This is a genomic window from Pseudomonas mandelii (assembly GCF_024138395.1).
In the GTDB taxonomy this organism is placed as follows: Bacteria; Pseudomonadota; Gammaproteobacteria; order Pseudomonadales; family Pseudomonadaceae; genus Aquipseudomonas; species Aquipseudomonas mandelii_E.
This window is the reverse complement of the sequence record NZ_JAMYDU010000011.1, coordinates 67,893-85,207: the sequence shown is the minus strand read 5'-3', so window position 1 is coordinate 85,207 and position 17,315 is coordinate 67,893. Positions and strand designations below refer to the sequence as shown.

15 protein-coding genes are annotated in these 17,315 nt (G+C 58.3%); 7 read left to right on the top strand and 8 right to left on the bottom strand.

The features are described from left to right. Positions 1–13: 13 nt before the first annotated feature. The 5 genes from NHU87_RS17610 to NHU87_RS17590 all read right to left on the bottom strand — a co-directional run bounded on the left by NHU87_RS17610 (position 14) and on the right by NHU87_RS17590 (position 7,610). The gene (locus tag NHU87_RS17610) at positions 14–2,824 is read right to left on the bottom strand and encodes an FAD-binding and (Fe-S)-binding domain-containing protein (RefSeq protein WP_253551167.1); all 2,811 of its coding nucleotides are present in this window, start codon (positions 2,822–2,824) and stop codon (positions 14–16) included. Beyond that, the gene (locus tag NHU87_RS17605; protein ID WP_253551165.1) at positions 2,821–3,492 is read right to left on the bottom strand and encodes a LutC/YkgG family protein; all 672 of its coding nucleotides are present in this window, start codon (positions 3,490–3,492) and stop codon (positions 2,821–2,823) included. The genes NHU87_RS17610 and NHU87_RS17605 overlap by 4 nt, the downstream gene beginning before the upstream one ends. Further along, positions 3,492–4,946: a LutB/LldF family L-lactate oxidation iron-sulfur protein gene (locus NHU87_RS17600; protein WP_253551163.1), complete on the bottom strand. Its 1,455-nt coding sequence runs from the start codon at positions 4,944–4,946 to the stop codon at positions 3,492–3,494. The genes NHU87_RS17605 and NHU87_RS17600 overlap by 1 nt, the downstream gene beginning before the upstream one ends. Then, positions 4,943–5,767, bottom strand: a complete 825-nt coding sequence (locus NHU87_RS17595; protein ID WP_253551161.1) for a (Fe-S)-binding protein — start codon at positions 5,765–5,767, stop codon at positions 4,943–4,945. Before NHU87_RS17595 ends, NHU87_RS17600 begins: the two co-directional genes overlap by 4 nt. 151 nt (positions 5,768–5,918) lie before the next feature. Then, a complete protein-coding gene (locus tag NHU87_RS17590; RefSeq protein ID WP_253551159.1) occupies positions 5,919–7,610 on the bottom strand; it encodes a lactate permease LctP family transporter in 1,692 nt (563 codons plus the stop codon). 262 nt (positions 7,611–7,872) lie between these two features. Here NHU87_RS17590 and NHU87_RS17585 point away from each other — a divergent pair, with 262 nt between their 5' ends. Continuing rightward, on the top strand, positions 7,873–8,640 hold the full coding sequence (locus NHU87_RS17585) for a GntR family transcriptional regulator (protein ID WP_253551157.1): 768 nt from the start codon (positions 7,873–7,875) through the stop codon (positions 8,638–8,640). Between the two features lie 127 nt (positions 8,641–8,767). Here the strand turns inward: NHU87_RS17585 and smpB are convergent, their stop codons facing one another. Continuing rightward, positions 8,768–9,250 (bottom strand): SsrA-binding protein SmpB, encoded by a 483-nt coding sequence (smpB, locus tag NHU87_RS17580; protein WP_007900551.1) that lies wholly within the window; start codon positions 9,248–9,250, stop codon positions 8,768–8,770. Between the two features lie 118 nt (positions 9,251–9,368). On the opposite strand from smpB, the gene NHU87_RS17575 reads away from it, so the two are divergent. Genes NHU87_RS17575 through NHU87_RS17565 form a run of 3 tightly spaced genes read left to right on the top strand, consistent with a single transcriptional unit; the run spans position 9,369 to position 11,521 of the window. Continuing rightward, a complete protein-coding gene (locus NHU87_RS17575; protein ID WP_253551155.1) occupies positions 9,369–10,772 on the top strand; it encodes a sodium-dependent transporter in 1,404 nt (467 codons plus the stop codon). A 7-nt stretch (positions 10,773–10,779) separates the two neighbouring features. Beyond that, a complete protein-coding gene (locus tag NHU87_RS17570; RefSeq protein WP_253551153.1) occupies positions 10,780–11,214 on the top strand; it encodes a type II toxin-antitoxin system RatA family toxin in 435 nt (144 codons plus the stop codon). Beyond that, positions 11,207–11,521 (top strand): RnfH family protein, encoded by a 315-nt coding sequence (locus NHU87_RS17565; protein WP_253551151.1) that lies wholly within the window; start codon positions 11,207–11,209, stop codon positions 11,519–11,521. Before NHU87_RS17570 ends, NHU87_RS17565 begins: the two co-directional genes overlap by 8 nt. Before the next feature lie 61 nt (positions 11,522–11,582). Here the strand turns inward: NHU87_RS17565 and NHU87_RS17560 are convergent, their stop codons facing one another. Beyond that, a complete protein-coding gene (locus tag NHU87_RS17560; RefSeq protein WP_038978896.1) occupies positions 11,583–12,110 on the bottom strand; it encodes an outer membrane protein assembly factor BamE in 528 nt (175 codons plus the stop codon). Positions 12,111–12,207: 97 nt separating this feature from the next. On the opposite strand from NHU87_RS17560, the gene fur reads away from it, so the two are divergent. Beyond that, positions 12,208–12,612: a ferric iron uptake transcriptional regulator gene (gene fur, locus NHU87_RS17555; RefSeq protein WP_003197684.1), complete on the top strand. Its 405-nt coding sequence runs from the start codon at positions 12,208–12,210 to the stop codon at positions 12,610–12,612. Positions 12,613–12,687: 75 nt separating this feature from the next. On the opposite strand, the gene recN is transcribed toward fur, so the two are convergent. Then, positions 12,688–14,361, bottom strand: a complete 1,674-nt coding sequence (recN, locus tag NHU87_RS17550) for a DNA repair protein RecN (protein ID WP_253551149.1) — start codon at positions 14,359–14,361, stop codon at positions 12,688–12,690. A 241-nt stretch (positions 14,362–14,602) separates the two neighbouring features. On the opposite strand from recN, the gene grpE reads away from it, so the two are divergent. Together grpE and dnaK are read left to right on the top strand one after the other, a co-directional pair. Next, entirely contained in the window at positions 14,603–15,169 is a 567-nt protein-coding gene (gene grpE, locus NHU87_RS17545) for a nucleotide exchange factor GrpE (RefSeq protein ID WP_253551147.1), read from the top strand. Between the two features lie 102 nt (positions 15,170–15,271). Next, on the top strand, positions 15,272–17,188 hold the full coding sequence (dnaK, locus tag NHU87_RS17540; RefSeq protein WP_253551145.1) for a molecular chaperone DnaK: 1,917 nt from the start codon (positions 15,272–15,274) through the stop codon (positions 17,186–17,188). Positions 17,189–17,315 lie beyond the last annotated feature (127 nt).

The window sequence follows — 17,315 nt, the reverse complement described above, 5'->3', positions numbered from 1 at the left end:
GTTCTATTTTTCTTCAGGTTGCCCTGGCCTGCGTCACTCGATCCACCAGATAGACCAGTCCGTGGTAGTCAATGCCGCCATGTTGTGTCAGACCGATCTCACAGGTGCGGCTGGTGGAAATCCCCTCACTGCATTGCTGAACCGCGTCCTTGAGCGTGCGTAACGAATGGGCATTCAATTGCGGGGTAGTAAAGCCCTTGTCGCCAGCAAAGCCACAGCAGTGAATGCCTTCCGGAATGACCACGTTTTTACTGCATTTGCGCGCCAGATCGATCAACGCCTGGCTTTCGCCGAGATGCTGAGTGCTGCACGTGACGTGCACCGCGATCGGCGCTTCCTGGGGGGTGAAATCGAGACGATCCATCAAGTGAGTGCGGATGAAACGCACCGGGTCGTACAGGTCCAGCCGCACATCGCCCAAGTCCTGAGCCAGCCGCAAGGTACAAGGGCTGGTGTCGCAATAGATCGGGTCGAGCCCGCCGCGGCTGGCGTGTAGCAGTGCGCCGATCAGTTCCTGGCGTTTGTGTTCGGCCTGTTCGGCGTAGCCTTTGGAGGCGAATGGCTGACCGCAGCAGAGGTTGTCTTGATTGTCTGGAAAAACTACCTGATAACCGGCCTTTTCCAACAGGCCACGGGTTTTTTCGTACAGCGACATTTGCTCTTTATCACCCGCTGCCGGGCCCATGACCCGCGACACGCAGGCCGCCAGGTACACCACCCGAGGCCGCTCGTCCGACACGGTCGGGCTGAAGCGAATGGCCCTTTCCGGCTGCGGCATGGCGTTGGTCCATTGCGGAACCTGCCCCTTGGACAGCCGCGTCAGTGATGCCGACAGTTTCGCCAGGCGCGGCGCCCCCAGCAGCATCCGCGCACCGTTGGCGACGTGCAGGGTGAAGCGCGCGCCTTGCAACGCGGTGGCGAAATTTCCTTCAATCCAGTTAGCGGTTTTCGTATGCGTCGCTTTACGGCCGCGGAGCTTTTTCACCAGCTCGCCGGTGTTGATTCCTACAGGGCAACGTTGTGCACACAGGCCGGTGGCGGCGCAGGTATCGATGCCCTGGTATTCGTAAGCCTGTTCCAGTTCGGCGGTGTCTGTGCCGGCGCGTTTCTTCGCTTGAATGTCACGCCAGATCACGATGCGCTGGCGTGGACTCAGCGTCAGGTCTTTCGATGGACACACTGGTTCGCAGAAGCCGCATTCGATGCACTTATCCACAATCTCATCGGCGGCGGGCAGCGGTTTCAGGTGCTTGAGGTGGATCTGTGGGTCGTCGCTGAGCACCACGTCCGGGTTGAGAATGCCGTTAGGGTCGAGGAGGCGTTTGAGTTGCCACATCAACTGATAAGCATCGCTGCCCCATTCCAGTTCGACGAAGGGCGCCATGTTGCGACCGGTGCCGTGTTCGGCCTTCAGCGAGCCGCCGAATTCAACGGCCACCAATTGCGCCACGTCGTCCATGAATGCCTGGTAGCGTGCGACTTCTTCCGCGCTGTTGAAGCCTTGGGTGAAGACAAAGTGCAGATTACCTTCCAGGGCGTGTCCGAAAAGTATTGCTTCGTCGTAGTGATGTTTGTCGAACAGCTCGATCAAGCGGTTGACGCCGCTGGCCAGTTGTTCCACCGGGAAGGTCACGTCTTCGATGATCACCGTGGTGCCGGTTTTGCGTACCGCGCCGACGGCAGGGAAGGTGTCCTTGCGAATCGCCCAGAGCCGGGCGTTTTCCACCGGGTCTTCGGTGAAGTCGACTTGCTTCTCTACCGGGAACCCAGTCAGCGAAGCCATGATTTGCGCCAGTTGTTCCTGCAGCAAAGTAGAAGAGGCGGCGCGGGATTCGATCAGCAGGGCGCAGGCATTGGTCGACAGTTGTTGTACGAAAGCCGGCATGCCGGGTCTGTCCTGCACCGAGCGAAGACTGCGACGGTCCAGCAGTTCCACCGCCGATACAGGTTGGCTTTTCAGCACGGTGACGGCGTTGCAGCAGGTTTCTACATCCGGAAACACGATCAGCGCCGATGCCTTGTTCGGGTGGTCAATCACCGTGTCGTAGGTCACCGCGCTGATGAACCCGAGCGTGCCTTCTGAGCCCACCAGCAAGTGGCTCAAGATATCCACTGGCTCGTCGAAATCCACCAGCGCATTGAGTGACAGTCCGGTGGTATTTTTCAGACGGTATTTGTGGCGAATTCTCGCAGCCAGTTCGGCATTGGCGCGGGTCTCGCGGCCCAACGTCGCCAGACGTTCCAGCAGCTCGGCTTGGCTCTCACGGAAGGTTGCGACACTGGCGGCGTCTTCGGTATCGAGACGGCTGCCATCGGCCAGCACCAGACGAATCCCGGCCAGTGTGTGATAGGTGTTTTGCGCCGTGCCACAGCACATGCCACTCGCATTGTTGGCGACAATGCCGCCGATTTTGCAGGCGTTGATCGACGCCGGATCCGGACCGATCTTGCGTCCGAACGGTGCCAGCCAGGCGTTGGCCTGGGCGCCGATCACACCTGGTTGCAGACGGATTTGCATACCCTGGCCACGGATTTCGCGACCGTTCCAGTTATCGCCCAGCACGATCAGCACCGAATCGCTGATGGCCTGGCCAGACAGGCTGGTGCCGGCGGCGCGGAAGGTCACCGGGACTTTGTCCCGTTGCGCCAGTTTGAGCAGCGCCACCACTTCGTCTTCGGACTCGACGCGAATCACCAGTTTCGGAATCAGCCGGTAGAAACTGGCGTCGGTGCCAAAGGCCAAGGTCGACAGCGGATCGTCGAAACGTCGTGTTTCAGGAATCAGTTGCTGCGCATCTCGCAGGAACGCCGCCGGTAGACTCATTGGTCCTCCAGGATCAGAACGACCAGGTCTTTCGGCCCGTGGGCGCCGTAGGCCAGAATTTGTTCGATGTCGGCTGTCTTCGATGGCCCAGACACCAGTAAGGCATTGGTCGGCATGCCTTGGGCCCATTCGAATTCCTGCTGCACCTGATAGAAGTTGTCGCGGATTTCACTGGCCTTGAGCAGCGCGAAATGCACCGGCGGCACCAGGCTCATCAGGCGCGGTTCTTCCCGCGTCGGCCAGAGAATCAGACTACCTGTCGCGGCGATCGCTCCGAGGGTGGTGGTCAGGCTGGCCGGGGTGTCGTTGAACAACTCGGCTTTCCATTCCTCCACCGGGCGGTCGTAGGCTTTGAGTGCTGGCAAGCCAGGATTTTTCGCCCAATGCTGAGTGACACGTTGACCGTGGGGTGTTGCCGGCGCGATCAACAGGCTTGGCAACTGGCGATCCTGCAGCAGTTGCGCCAGCAATTCGGGCCAGCCTTCTCCGGACGTCAGATGAATTTCGGTGTGCACCGCTTCCATCAGTTTGCGCAGTTGCGGGATGCGTTGCTCTGGCGTGTAGGTGTAGGGCTCGGTCACCAATTCGACATCGAAGTTGTCAGGCACCGGCGTGGTGCCTGTCAGACTGGTGCGCAATTTGGCGAGGATATTTTGCTTGGCGCTCATCAGCGGTCTCCCTGTTTGGCCAAATGCTCGCGGGCCATGTCATGCAGTGAGCGCGCGGCGGGTTTCGGTGCGCTGTGGTTCTGGGTCCACGGGCCAACATTGCTCGGCGTCAGTGCACGCAGGCGGGTGGCGAAGAAGCCGAACAGGCGATAGAGCGTTGGCGAGCTGTTGAGCTTCGCCCAGGCGTTCCAGATAAACCGTTCTTTGCGCGAGTATTTGCTGCCCTGACCGCGCATCACTTGATGCGGGCTGTCCGGGGCTTTGACGTTCTCTTCCCGTAGGCGACGCAGCAATGCAGGGATCGGAATTTTTACCGGGCAGACTTCACCGCAAGCACCACATAACGAAGACGCACTCGGGTGATCGGGGACTTTCGCCAGGCCGACCATGTGCGGGGTGATGATTTTTCCGATAGGCCCAGGGTAAACCTCCCCATAGGCATGGCCTCCGATTCGAGTGTAGACCGGGCAATGATTCATACAGGCGCCGCAGCGGATGCAGTTCAGGGTCTGGCGCAATTCGCTGTCGGCAAACGCCTGGCTGCGACCGTTGTCGAGCAATACCAGGTGCACTTCCTGCGGGCCGTCGAGTTCATGTTCCTTGCGTGGCCCGGAGATCATATTGACGTAGGTGGTGATCGGCTGGCCGAGGGCCGAGCGGGTCAGCAGCGACAACAGCGGTACAACGTCCCGCAGGTTTTCGACGACTTTCTCGATGCCCGTGACGGCAATGTGTACGGGCGGCACGGTGGTCGACATGCGCCCGTTGCCTTCGTTTTCCACCAGTAGCAGGGTACCGGTTTCGGCCACGGCGAAGTTGACGCCGGAGACGCCGATGTCTGCTTCGAAGAATTTCTGTCGCAAGACTTTGCGACCGATCTGAATGAGTTGGTCTACGTCCTTGGTGTACTCCACGCCAAGTTTGTCGTGGAACAAGGACGCGACCTGACCGGCATTCTTGTGGATCGCCGGCATAATGATGTGTGAAGGCTTCTCGTGGTCGAGCTGGACGATGAATTCGCCCATGTCCGACTCCAGGCATTCAATGCCTTGAGCCGCGAGGACATGATTCATCTCCATCTCTTCGCTGACCATCGATTTGCCCTTGATCACTTGCCGCGCCTCGTGAGCGCGGATGATCGACAAGACGATGCCATTGGCTTCGTCCACCGTTTCCGCCCAGTGCACTGTCACACCGTTGCGGGTCAGGTTCTGTTCAAGCTGCTCGAGCAAATCGGGCAACTTGGATAAAGCACGGGCGCGGACAGCATTGCCCAGCGCTCGCAAATGTTCTCGCTCAAAGGCATCGCTGAAGGACGCTGCCCGTTTGCTCATCAGTGAATCCATCGCACTACGAAAGTTGTTTCGCAGTTGCGTGTCAGCCAAAGCCTTGTGAGCCCGGGTGCGAAAATCTTCTTCTACGGCAACCGTAGGAATAATCGTGGAAGTGCTCATCGGGCACCTCCGGTACGCTGCCACAGGAAACTGGCCAGATGCTGACCGCGCAACGCTTCCTGCTGTTTCTCCAACGAGCCATTGATGTTCATCAGGCAGCCGCAGTCGGCACTGAGTACCTTGTGCGCGCCGGATTCCTTCAATGCCCGGGTCTTGTCAGCCACCATCGCGCCGGAAATATCTGGCATACGGACGCTGAAAGTCCCACCAAAGCCACAGCATTCACTTTCGTGGCTATGGTCGACTCGCTCCACATTGCTTAGCTGCGCCAACAACTCACGACCGTGCAGATGGGTGTTCATTTCACGGCGTGCCGAGCACGACGTGTGCAGCGCCACTTTGACCGGTTCGCCGCTGTCCTTGAGCTGCACCTTGCAGACAAACAGCAGGAACTCGGCCAGCTCATAAGTCCGGGCAGCCAGGGCCTGAACCTGTTTCAGCGTTTGCGGCTCGTCCTTGAACAAGTCGGCATAGTGTTCGCGCAACATGCCCGCGCAGGATCCCGACGGCACCACCACCGGATAATCCCCGGCAAACAGCGCCAGTTGCGAGCGCGCCACGGTCCGGGCCTGTTCGGTATACCCCGAGGTGTAGGCCGGTTGCCCGCAGCAACTTTGCCCTTGCGGGTATTCGACACGAATGCCTTCGCGTTCCAGCAGGTGAATCGCGTCCATTCCGGCTTCCGGGTAGAACAGATCCACCACGCAAGTCCCGAACAGGTAGACCCGTGACGGTTTTTCGCTGGGGTATTGCCGAGGCTCGGGCAGTGGCGGGGCGACGCGGGTCGCGTTCGACACTGCGTTGTAAAAAAGCTCGCTCATCAGGCGTGTCTCCGGGTGGTCCCGGTTATCCGTCCGCTGAGGCTGCTGAATATAGAGAGAGAAGCTTTCAGCAGCCTTGCAGACCCGGTTGTGAATAGCTGACGCCGGGGGCGTAATCCGGCGTCGGTTTTTTCCGTGTCGCGTGTAGTTCTTAGTGCACCAGCATGCCGGTGAACCAGTAAGCCTGAGCCAATGTGATCAGGCCGACGATCGTTGCAAAGAATAGGCTGTGCTTGAGGGTGAAGCGGAACAGATCCGATTCCTTGCCCACCAGTCCGGTCGCGGCGCAGGCCACGGCGATCGATTGCGGCGAAATCATCTTGCCGGTCACGCCGCCGCTGGTATTCGCCGCCACCAGCAAGGTGTCGTTGACGCCGATCTGGTGCGCGGTGGTCGCTTGTAGCGAACTGAACAGTGCGTTGGACGAAGTATCGGAACCGGTCAGGAACACGCCGAGCCAGCCGAGGAATGGCGAGAAGAACGGGAATGCCGCGCCGGTGCCTGCCAGTACCAGAGCCATGGTCGACGACATGCCCGAGTAATTGGTGACGAAGGCGAAGGCCAGCACCATGCCGATGGACAAAATCGGCCAACGCAGTTCGTAGAAGGTCTCTTTAAAAGTGGTAAGACCAGTTTTGATATTGATCTTCAGTACCAGCATCGAGATCAGCGCGGATAAGAAAATCGCCGTGCCGGTCGCGGAAATCGGATCGAGTTTGAACACCGCCGGAATCGCTGTCGGGGCGGTCACGATCGGGGCGACCTTGATCACCATTTGATCCAGATGCGGAATCGCGAAGTTGAATACCCAGCCATACATCGAACCGCCGGCGGCAAACATCGCCTTGAATGGCTTCAGCGTCCAGAGAGTGACCAATACGGTGAGAATCAGGAACGGCGACCAGGCTTTGATAATTTCCCCCAGGCTGTAGGGCGATGCCACGGTAGTGCGCGGTTGGCCGAAACCACCGGTGCTGGCCACCACGGAGGCCGAGACGGCGCCGACGATGTGGGCGCCAGCGGCACGTTTTGGCTGCCAGATTTTCAGGAATAGTGTCAGGGAAATCAGGCTGGCCAGCGCCGAGGTGATGTCCGGCAGTTCCGGGCCGATGAAGTTCGAAGTGAAGTACTGGGTGATGGCGAAACTCAAACCGGCCACCAGTGCCGCCGGCCAGGTTTCCCGAACGCCGCGCAAGCCGTCCATCATGAACACCAGCCAGAACGGCACGAACAGCGACAGCAATGGCAATTGGCGCCCGGTCATGGCGCCGATCTTGAACGCGTCGATGCCGGTGACTTGCCCGGCGACGATGATCGGAATCCCCAATGCGCCAAAGGCTACCGGCGCGGTATTGGCGATCAGGCACAGGCCGGCGGCGTACAGCGGGTTGAAACCCAGACCTACCAGCAGCGCGGCGGTAATCGCTACCGGTGCGCCGAAGCCGGCGGCACCTTCCAGGAATGCGCCGAAGCAGAAGCCGATCAGCAGCACTTGCAGGCGTTGGTCGTCAGTGATCGACAGCACCGAGCTGCGGATCACTTCGAACTGGCCGCTTTTGACCGTGAGTTTATAGAGGAACACCGCTGCCACGATGATCCACGCAATCGGCCACAAGCCGTAGGCGAAGCCATATCCGGCTGCCGCGAAGGCCATATCGACCGGCATCTGGAACGCGAAGATTGCTACGGCAATCGACAGCGCGAGGGTAATGCTGCCGGCCACGTGGCCTTTGAGGCGGAATACGGCCAAAGCCAGGAAGAAAAATACGATGGGGATGACGGCCGCGAGTGCGGACACGCCAAGACTGCCGAGCGGGCTGTAGAGCTGTTGCCAGGTTTGCATATGGGGTGGCCCCTAATTGTTGTTGGTCAGGCACTGGTCAGCGTTCTTGGATAATTGGTAATACCAATTTACAATCGCTGTTGGCTAGGGTAAAAGCCTTGTATGTGGTGTGTCAATTTGCCGCCCTAAAACTTTTGTCGAATGAGCGGTGCAGATCGCATCTGATCTGTTCGATCAAACGTCGTCTGGTAGGTGCTGGCGCAGCGCCGATAGGCCAGAATAGAGAGCCCGGCGAGCCGCCGGGATCGTGGAGAATTGAGTGATGGGGTTTGATCAGATTCGGCAGCGCCGTTTGTCTGACGATATTGTCGAGCAGCTCGAAGGGATGATTCTCGAGGGCACGTTAAAGGCCGGCGAGCGTCTGCCAGCCGAGCGTGCGTTGGCCGAGCAGTTCGGCGTGTCGCGCCCTTCGTTGCGCGAAGCGATTCAGAAACTGGCGGCCAAAGGGTTGCTGGTCAGTCGTCAGGGCGGCGGTAACTATGTGGTGGAATCCTTGGGCTCGACGTTCAGTGATCCACTGTTGCATCTGCTGGAAAGCAACCCCGAGGCCCAGCGCGATTTACTGGAGTTTCGTCATACGCTGGAAGCATCCTGTGCTTACTACGCGGCATTGCGCGCCACAGACGTGGATCGCGAGCGGCTGACGGCGGCGTTCGATGAGTTGCAAGACTGCTATTCGCGCCATGACGAAGTGAGTCGGGCAGAGGAAGGCGCGGCGGATGCGAAATTTCATTTGGCGATCGCCGAGGCCAGTCATAACGCAGTATTGCTGCACACCATTCGTGGGCTGTTCGACCTGCTCAAACGCAACGTGGTGACCAACATCGGCGGCATGTACAAACAGCGTTCCGAAACCCGCGACATGTTGATTGCGCAGCACAGGGAATTGTATCTGGCGATTATCGAAGGACGGGCAGAGGAGGCGCGGGAGGTTTCCAGTCGGCACATTTTGTATGTGCAGGAAGTGCTGGAAGAGGTGCGTCAGGAAGTACAGCGCGTGGCTCGGGCGGAGCGGCGCAAGGGGATGTAGGTTTGGATGAATGATCGTTCCCACGCTCTGCGTGGGAACGCATCCCGTGACGCTCCGCGTCACAGGGGACGCAGAGCGTCCATTGCTGCATTCCCACGCAGAGCGTGGGAACGATCAGGGTGGAAAATTAATCTTCCTTACCCTTGTTTCGCACCGCACGCTGCAATTCACGACCGGCGTCGCGCTCGCGTTCGGTATCACGCTTGTCGTATTCCTTCTTGCCCTTGCCCAGAGCGATCTCGCACTTGACCATGTGCTTGCTCCAGTACCAGGACAGGCATACGCAGGCGTAACCTTTTTGCTGTACGGCAGCGGCCAGCTTTTCTAGTTCGCGGCGGTTGAGCAGCAATTTCCGGGTGCGGGTCGGATCAGCGATGACGTGGGTGCTGGCAGTCATCAGCGGCGTAATGTGGCTGCCGAGCAACCAGGCTTCGCCATCCTTGAGCAGTACGTAACTGTCAACCAGTTGTAGCTTGCTTGCCCGCAAACTTTTTACTTCCCAGCCGGCCAGGACCAGACCAGCCTCGAACTTATGCTCGATGAAGTAATCGTGTCGCGCCTTTTTGTTCTGCGCGATGGTCCCTGTTGGGTGTTTCTTCTGTTTAGCCATAGGGGCGGCATTATATGGAGTTACACCGCTGTCGGCTACGGTGAAGCTACGTGCTTGAGCAGGTTGATTGAATCCCGGACAATGCGGCCTCTTTTTTGAACGCTTGGGCGTGATAACGATGTCGACAGACAAGGTTTCTGTCCACGGCAGTTGGGCTAGCCGCTGGGTCTTCATACTCGCCGCGACCGGTTCGGCCGTGGGCCTGGGTAGTATCTGGAAATTCCCTTACATGGTTGGCGTCTACGGTGGCGGAGCCTTCGTGCTGATGTTCCTGGCCTGTATCGCGCTGATCGGTGTACCCGTCATGCTGGCCGAAACCCTGATCGGCCGACGCGCGCGGCAGAGCCCGGCGAATGCCTTGAAGGTCCTGGCTTTGGAAGCGGGGCATTCGGCGAAGTGGTCCTGGGGCGCATTTGCCGGGATGATCACGGCGCTACTGATTCTGTCTTTCTATAGTGTGGTCGGTGGCTGGTCGCTGGATTACATCATTGATATGGGCCGTGGCGACTTCCAGGGGGCGACGCCTGATCAGGTCGGCGCCTATTTCGGCAATGTGATCGCCGATCCGTGGCGCCTGATACTTTGGCACACGATTTTCATGCTCCTCTCCGCCATTGTGATCGCCAAAGGTGTGGTCGCCGGGCTGGAACGCAGCCTGCGAATCATGATGCCACTGCTGTTCGTGATGATCCTTGTGTTGCTGGGCTACAGCATGACCACGGGCCATTTCATGGAAGGCGTGCATTTCATGTTCGACTTCCATCCGGAAAAAGTGCTCGATGGCTTGCTGCCAGCAATGGGGCACGCTTTCTTTTCCCTGAGCGTGGGCGTCGGTTCGATCATGATCTACGGCGCTTATATGCCGAAGAGTTCATCGATGTCCGGGACTGTGGTTGGCGTGGCACTGCTCGATACCTTCGTTTCGCTGGTAGCCGGGTTGGCACTGTTTCCGATTGTGTTCGCCGCGGGCCTGAACCCAAGCGAAGGCCCAGGCCTGATGTTCGTCAGCCTGCCATTTGCCTTTGGCAACGTAGCGTTCGGCCAGTTGATGGGCGTAGTGTTCTTCGTACTGGTAGCGATTGCGGCCTGGAGTTCAGCGATTTCCCTGCTCGAACCGATGGTGGCTTACCTGGTTGAACGCACGAAAATAAGTCGCGCCTGGGTCACCTTCTGGCTGGCCTTCATCTGCTGGTTCGTCGGCTTGGGCACTGTGTTTTCTTTCAATATCTGGAAGGAAGCCAGGTTTTTCGTGAACGAAGGCGGGATGTTCCACCTCTATCAATGGGGAGCCGCCGGTGGTCTGGACTTCTTCGGTGTGATCGATTTCTTCACCTCGCGGATCATGTTGCCACTCGGTGGTTTGTGTTTCGTGGTGTTTGCGGGCTGGGTGATGGGGCGTGAAGCGGTGCGCGACGAATTGTCGATCCGCCGTCCGGTGCTGTTCGCCCTGTCCCTGTTCTTGATGCGCTATGTGGCGCCCATCGGCATTCTTGTAGTGTTTGCCGCCCAGCTGTGGAAGTAACGCTGACATGACGACACACATTCAACGTTCGGCCCTGCTGCCGTATCCGGCACAAGCGCTTTATGACTTGGTCAACGACGTGGCCCGCTATCCGGAATTCCTGCCGTGGTGCTCGTCGGCGGAAGTCCTGGAAAGCACTCCTGAGCTTATGCGTGCCAGTGTCGGCGTGGCCAAGGGTGGCCTGAGTCAGCATTTCGTGACACGTAATACCCTGGTGCCCGGGCGTTCGATCGAGATGAACCTCGAGGAAGGTCCGTTCAGTCAGTTGCACGGCGTCTGGGTGTTCAAGCCGTTGGGCGAGAAGGCCTGCAAGATCAGTCTGGACTTGTCGTTCGCCTACTCGGGACCGCTGGTGCGTGCCACATTGGGGCCTTTGTTCAATCAGGCGGCGAATACGCTGATGGACGCGTTTTGCCAGCGCGCCAAACAGATGCATGGTTGAGGTCGTGATCAAAGTCGAAGTTGTATATGCCGCCGTTGATCGTCAAGTGCTGCTGACCGTAACCGTGCCGGTGGGCGCAACGGTGCGGGATGCGTTGCTCAAATCCGGCCTGAACAGCGAATTTCCTGAGTTGGATCTGGCCGGTTGTCCGGTTGGCATCTTCGGCAAAGTGATCGCGGAGCCGGCCATTCGTCCGGTTCAGGCAGGGGACCGCCTCGAGATTTACCGACCGTTGCTCGCCGATCCGAAAGAAGTTCGCCGGTTGCGCGCCGCCAAAGCGGCCGAGGCTAAAGCCCGGAATCAGTGATTCGGTTAAACGCCAGACGATAAAAAACCCGGACATGCCGGGTTTTTTATTGCGTCGCAAATTATTGCGGCGAGGTTTCCAGCGGTTCTGGCGTCGGGACTGGAACGGTTTCCACGTTGTCCACGTCCTTCTGGATCTGGTCCAGCAACGACCCTGGCTTGACCGGTTTTTCCGGCTTCGGCTTCTCGGCGTTTTCGGCGGGCGTGGTCACGGTAGTGTCACTGTCCTTGCCGAGAATCGCTTCGTCGCGGCTCACGCCCGGCATGAAATCGCCAGAGAGGCTGACAAGTTGATCATTTGGGTTGAAGATAACGCTAATGCGTTCCTGTTGGCGTTCACCGCCACCCGGTTGCAGGCTGTACAGATAATCCCAGCGATCGGCATGGAACGTGTCGGTCAGCAGAGGGTTACCCATGATAAACCGTACTTGCCGGCGGGTCATTCCCGGGCGTAACTGGTCTATCATGTCCTGCGTGACGACATTGCCCTGCTGGATGTCGATTTTGTAAACCCCGGGGAATGAACAACCGGCGAGTGCGAGCAGTCCCACAAAGGTGAAACTGGTTAGCAAGAGCTTGGTGTTTTGCATCGGTGGGCGACTTCCACTATCTTGGCTGGGACAACGTAAACGCCGATCATACCCGCATTAAGAGAAGCTGCGAAGCAGCATCGCGAGAAAGCTGACCATGGTTGAAAATAGCGAACTACGCAAAGCCGGCCTCAAAGTGACCCTTCCACGGGTCAAAATTCTGCAAATGCTCGATTCCGCCGAGCAACGCCACATGAGTGCCGAGGATGTCTACAAGGCGCTGATGGAGGCTGGTGAGGACGTCGGTCTGGCCACGGTTTACCGTGTTCTGACCCAGTTCGAGGCAGCTGGCCTTGTGGTGCGGCACAACTTCGACGGAGGCCATGCGGTCTTCGAGCTGGACGACGGCAAGCATCACGACCATATGGTCAACGTCGAAACCAGTGAAGTGATCGAATTCTTCGACGAAGAAATCGAGCGGCTGCAGAAAGCAATCGTCGACAAGTATGGCTTCGAGATGGTTGATCACAATCTTGTACTGTACGTGCGCAAGAAAAAGTAAGCATGTCGCGCGAACTTCAGGTTCGCGAAACGAACGAAGGCGACCCCAGGGTCGCCTTCGTGCTTTCTGCCGCTTTTAAATTTTCGCGGTAACGACCATTTTCTTCGCGTGCGCCAAGGACTCCTTGGTGAGATCGATGCCGCCCAGCATCCGTGCCACTTCTTCGACACGATCGGTCTTGCTCAGTTTGGAGACGGCTGTATGCGTGGCGTCTTCACCGCGGACCTTGTGTACAAATAGGTGTTGATGCCCCTGTGCCGCCACTTGCGGCAAGTGAGTCACGGTCAGAACCTGCCCGCGCTCCCCGAGGCGTCGCAGCAATTGGCCGACAATCTCGGCGGTCGGGCCGCCGATACCCACGTCCACTTCGTCAAACACCAGGGTCGGTACGCGCGAGGTTTGTGCAGTGATCACCTGAATCGCCAGGCTGATACGCGAAAGCTCGCCTCCCGACGCTACTTTTGCCAGGGCTTTCAACGGTTGCCCGGGGTTGGCGCTCACCAGCAGTTCTACCTGTTCGAGCCCATTGGGCAGCAGTTCGTCGCTGCTGTTGGGGCGAAGTTCGATGGTGAAGCGGCCGCCGGGCATGCCCAGGCGCTGGATTTCCTGTTCCACGGCACTGGCCAGGCTGCTCGAAGCTTGATATCGCAGATCGCTCAGCTCCCGAGCCTTCTCCTGATAATGGCGGGCATAGGAGGCCAGCTCATCGCTCAGTCGTTCGATGGATTCGTCATTGGCATTCAGGGTTTCGATTTCATCGAGTAGCTTCTGCTGCATCTCGGCGACTTCGGTTGGCTGGATGCGGTGTTTGCGCGCCAGGGTGTAGATGGCATCGAGGCGCTCTTCCAGGTACTGAAGGCGGGCCGGATCGGCGTCGAAATTGTCGAGAAAACGGTTCAACTCGCCCACGGCTTCTTCAACCTGAATCTGCGCGCTGGTCAGCAGGCTGCTGGCTTCGCCTAGGGCTCCGATCGAATTGTTCACGCTCGATAGGCGATTAAGGCTGGCGGTGAGCGCGTTCAATACATTGCCGGAATCACTTTCGCTGCATTGTTCGACCACTTGCCGGCAAATGCCCAGCAGGGTTTCGGCGTTGGTCAGGTTCTTGTGTTCCTGTTCCAGCTGCACCAGCTCGTTTTCGCCGAGGCCGAGGTTTTCCAGTTCTTCGAGCTGGTAGCTGAGCAACTGATGACGGGCGCGCTGTTCGTCGCCGGAGTTGGAGAGGCGTTCCAGTTCCTGGCGGGTCTGGCGCCAGCGTTGGGCAGCCAGTTGCACTTGGCGAGCCAGGTCCGTGGCGCCGGCGTATTCGTCAAGCAGGCGGCGGTGGGTATCGGTTTTGAGCAGGGATTGGTGTTCGTGCTGGCTGTGGATATCGATCAGCAATTCGCCCAAGGCTTTCAGGTCGCCGAGGGGGCAGGGGGTGCCGTTGATATAACCGCGCGAACGCCCTTCAGCGGTGATCACTCGACGCAGAATGCACGGACCGTCGTTCTCGAGGTCGCGCTCCGCCAGCCAGGCACTGGCTTCCGGGATGTCGACCAGATCGAAGGTGGCCAGGATATCGGCCTTGTCCGCACCCGGGCGGACCACGCCGCTATCGGCGCGATCGCCCAGGGTCAGGCCCAGGGCGTCGAGCATGATCGACTTGCCGGCGCCGGTTTCCCCTGTGATCACGCTCATCCCGCGATCGAGTTCGAGATCGAGATGTTCAACGATGGCGTAGTTATGTACGGACAGGTGCACCAGCATAAAGGCCGCTCCCAGGCTTTAGGTCTGGTTATTTATACAGTGTTTTGTTTCTGGCTGACAATGCTTCCTCTTAGGTCGATTTGCTTGATTGAAGGGAATCCTTAGCGCAATGAGGAATGACAATGCAGCTGTTTTTTGTAGGGTTAATCATCAAATAGCCCTTGAAGCTGGATTTTGCGGCCCCATATACCGGGGCAGAAGCGCGAGTTGAGCTCGCGGACGATATTGGAAGGAGAAATCTATGGCTGACGAACAGACAGTGGATACGCAAAATCTAGACGCCAACCAGGGCCCCGAGGCTTCGGGTGAAGACCTGGCGGCTCGTGTACAAGGGCTCGAAGAGCAATTGGCTGGTGCGCAGGATCAGGCTTTGCGTGTAGCCGCCGATCTGCAGAACGTCCGCCGCCGTGCCGAGCAGGACGTTGAAAAAGCTCACAAGTTCGCCCTGGAAAAGTTCGCTGGCGACCTGCTGCCGATCATCGACAGCCTGGAGCGCGGTCTGGAGCTATCCAACCCTGACGACGAAAACATTCGTCCGATGCGCGAAGGGATCGAGCTGACCCTGAAAATGTTCCAGGACACCCTGAAGCGCTATCACCTGGAAGCGATCGATCCTGAAGGCGAACCCTTCAATGCCTCGCACCATCAGGCGATGGCCATGCAGGAAAGCGCCGACGTCGAGCCAAACAGCGTGCTCAAGGTGTTTCAGAAGGGCTACCAGCTTCACGGTCGCCTGCTGCGCCCGGCCATGGTCGTGGTCAGCAAGGCACCTGCACCGGTTTCGCCTTCGATTGACGAGCAGGCTTGAAATTAGCCGCAAGGCCCCCATTTAGAAGTCAAGCGTTTAAGTGCTACCGCAGTCAGCCACCACTACTGCGGCATCCAAATCAAAAGTTTCGGGAGAGTGAACATGGGCAAAATTATCGGTATCGACCTGGGGACTACCAACTCCTGCGTCTCCGTGCTGGAAAACGGCAAAGCCAAAGTTATTGAAAACGCTGAAGGCGCGCGTACCACGCCGTCGATCATCGCTTATGCCAACGACGGTGAAATCCTGGTTGGCCAGTCAGCCAAGCGTCAGGCAGTGACCAATCCGCATAACACCCTGTACGCGGTGAAGCGTCTGATCGGTCGTCGTTTCGACGAAGAAGTTGTGCAGAAAGACATCCAGATGGTCCCTTACAAGATCGTCAAGGCTGACAACAACGACGCCTGGGTTGAAGTGAACGGCCAGAAAATGGCGCCGCCCCAAATTTCGGCTGAAATTCTGAAGAAAATGAAGAAGACCGCCGAAGACTACCTCGGCGAGCCAGTGACCGAAGCGGTGATCACCGTTCCGGCCTACTTCAACGACAGCCAGCGTCAAGCCACCAAAGACGCCGGCCGCATCGCGGGTCTGGACGTTAAACGTATCATCAACGAACCAACCGCAGCCGCACTGGCCTACGGTATGGACAAGGCGAAAGGCGATCACACCGTGATCGTTTACGACTTGGGCGGCGGTACTTTCGACGTTTCCGTGATCGAAATCGCTGAAGTCGATGGCGAGCATCAGTTCGAAGTGTTGGCCACCAACGGTGACACTTTCCTGGGCGGCGAAGACTTTGACATTCGTCTGATCGACTACCTCGTTGACGAGTTCAAGAAAGAAAGCGGCATGAACCTCAAGGGTGACCCGCTGGCCATGCAGCGCCTGAAAGAAGCCGCTGAAAAAGCCAAGATCGAACTGTCCTCGAGCCAGTCGACCGACGTGAACCTGCCGTACATCACTGCAGACGCTACCGGGCCTAAGCACTTGAACGTGAAAATCTCCCGCGCCAAGCTCGAAGCGCTGGTTGAAGATCTGGTTCAGCGCACCATCGAACCTTGCCGCATCGCCATGAAAGACGCCGGTATCGACGTGGGTTCGATCAACGACGTGATCCTGGTCGGCGGTCAGACCCGTATGCCATTGGTTCAGAAACTGGTGACCGATTTCTTCGGTAAAGAAGCACGTAAAGACGTCAACCCTGACGAAGCTGTTGCCATGGGTGCTGCTATCCAGGGCGCGGTATTGGCCGGTGACGTGAAAGACGTTCTGCTGCTCGACGTCAGCCCGCTGACCCTGGGTATCGAAACCATGGGCGGCGTAATGACCGCGCTGATCGAGAAAAACACCACGATTCCTACCAAGAAATCGCAAGTGTTCTCGACTGCCGACGACAACCAGGGCGCAGTGACCATTCACGTACTGCAAGGTGAGCGTAAGCAAGCCGCACAGAACAAGTCCTTGGGCAAGTTCGATCTGGCCGAGATTCCACCAGCACCACGTGGCGTGCCACAAATCGAAGTGACCTTCGACATCGACGCCAACGGCATCCTGCACGTCGGCGCGAAAGACAAGGCTACCGGCAAGACTCAGTCGATCGTGATCAAGGCCAACTCCGGTCTGTCCGAGGAAGAAATTCAGCAGATGGTTCGCGATGCTGAAGTCAATGCTGAAGAAGACCGCAAGTTCGAAGAGCTGGCCAGCGCCCGTAACCAAGGCGATGCCCTGGTTCACTCGACGCGCAAAATGGTCGCTGATGCTGGCGACAAAGTGAGCGCTGAAGAGAAGACTGCAATCGAAGCAGCTGTAGTTGCCCTGGAAACCGCCATCAAAGGCGACGACAAGGCCGCTATCGAAGCCAAGGTTGAAGAGCTGTCCAAGGTCTCCGCGCCAGTGGCTCAGAAAATGTACGCTGATCAGGCTCAGCCAGCTGAAGGCGCGGCGCCGAAAGAAGAATCGGCTGAAAAGGCTGACGACGTTGTCGATGCCGAGTTCGAAGAAGTCAAAGACCACAAGTAAGTTGTTGGTCGCCCGGTTGACTGCCTTCAGGCGGTGACTGGTAGGATGTCGCCGCGCGGGAGCTTGCTCCCGCGTTGGCATGTCTGGAGCAAGCGAATTTTTACAGCATGCGACAACGCTCGAATGC

Coding starts and splice junctions, on each gene's coding strand:
- recN (WP_253551149.1), bottom strand. CDS start 14,361: ATGCTGGTGCACCTGTCCGTACATAACTACGCCATCGTTGAACATCTC.
- NHU87_RS17570 (WP_253551153.1), top strand. CDS start 10,780: ATGACGACACACATTCAACGTTCGGCCCTGCTGCCGTATCCGGCACAA.
- NHU87_RS17600 (WP_253551163.1), bottom strand. CDS start 4,946: ATGAGCACTTCCACGATTATTCCTACGGTTGCCGTAGAAGAAGATTTT.
- NHU87_RS17585 (WP_253551157.1), top strand. CDS start 7,873: ATGGGGTTTGATCAGATTCGGCAGCGCCGTTTGTCTGACGATATTGTC.
- NHU87_RS17590 (WP_253551159.1), bottom strand. CDS start 7,610: ATGCAAACCTGGCAACAGCTCTACAGCCCGCTCGGCAGTCTTGGCGTG.
- dnaK (WP_253551145.1), top strand. CDS start 15,272: ATGGGCAAAATTATCGGTATCGACCTGGGGACTACCAACTCCTGCGTC.
- smpB (WP_007900551.1), bottom strand. CDS start 9,250: ATGGCTAAACAGAAGAAACACCCAACAGGGACCATCGCGCAGAACAAA.
- NHU87_RS17610 (WP_253551167.1), bottom strand. CDS start 2,824: ATGAGTCTACCGGCGGCGTTCCTGCGAGATGCGCAGCAACTGATTCCT.
- grpE (WP_253551147.1), top strand. CDS start 14,603: ATGGCTGACGAACAGACAGTGGATACGCAAAATCTAGACGCCAACCAG.
- NHU87_RS17595 (WP_253551161.1), bottom strand. CDS start 5,767: ATGAGCGAGCTTTTTTACAACGCAGTGTCGAACGCGACCCGCGTCGCC.
- NHU87_RS17605 (WP_253551165.1), bottom strand. CDS start 3,492: ATGAGCGCCAAGCAAAATATCCTCGCCAAATTGCGCACCAGTCTGACA.
- NHU87_RS17560 (WP_038978896.1), bottom strand. CDS start 12,110: ATGCAAAACACCAAGCTCTTGCTAACCAGTTTCACCTTTGTGGGACTG.
- NHU87_RS17565 (WP_253551151.1), top strand. CDS start 11,207: ATGGTTGAGGTCGTGATCAAAGTCGAAGTTGTATATGCCGCCGTTGAT.
- fur (WP_003197684.1), top strand. CDS start 12,208: ATGGTTGAAAATAGCGAACTACGCAAAGCCGGCCTCAAAGTGACCCTT.
- NHU87_RS17575 (WP_253551155.1), top strand. CDS start 9,369: ATGTCGACAGACAAGGTTTCTGTCCACGGCAGTTGGGCTAGCCGCTGG.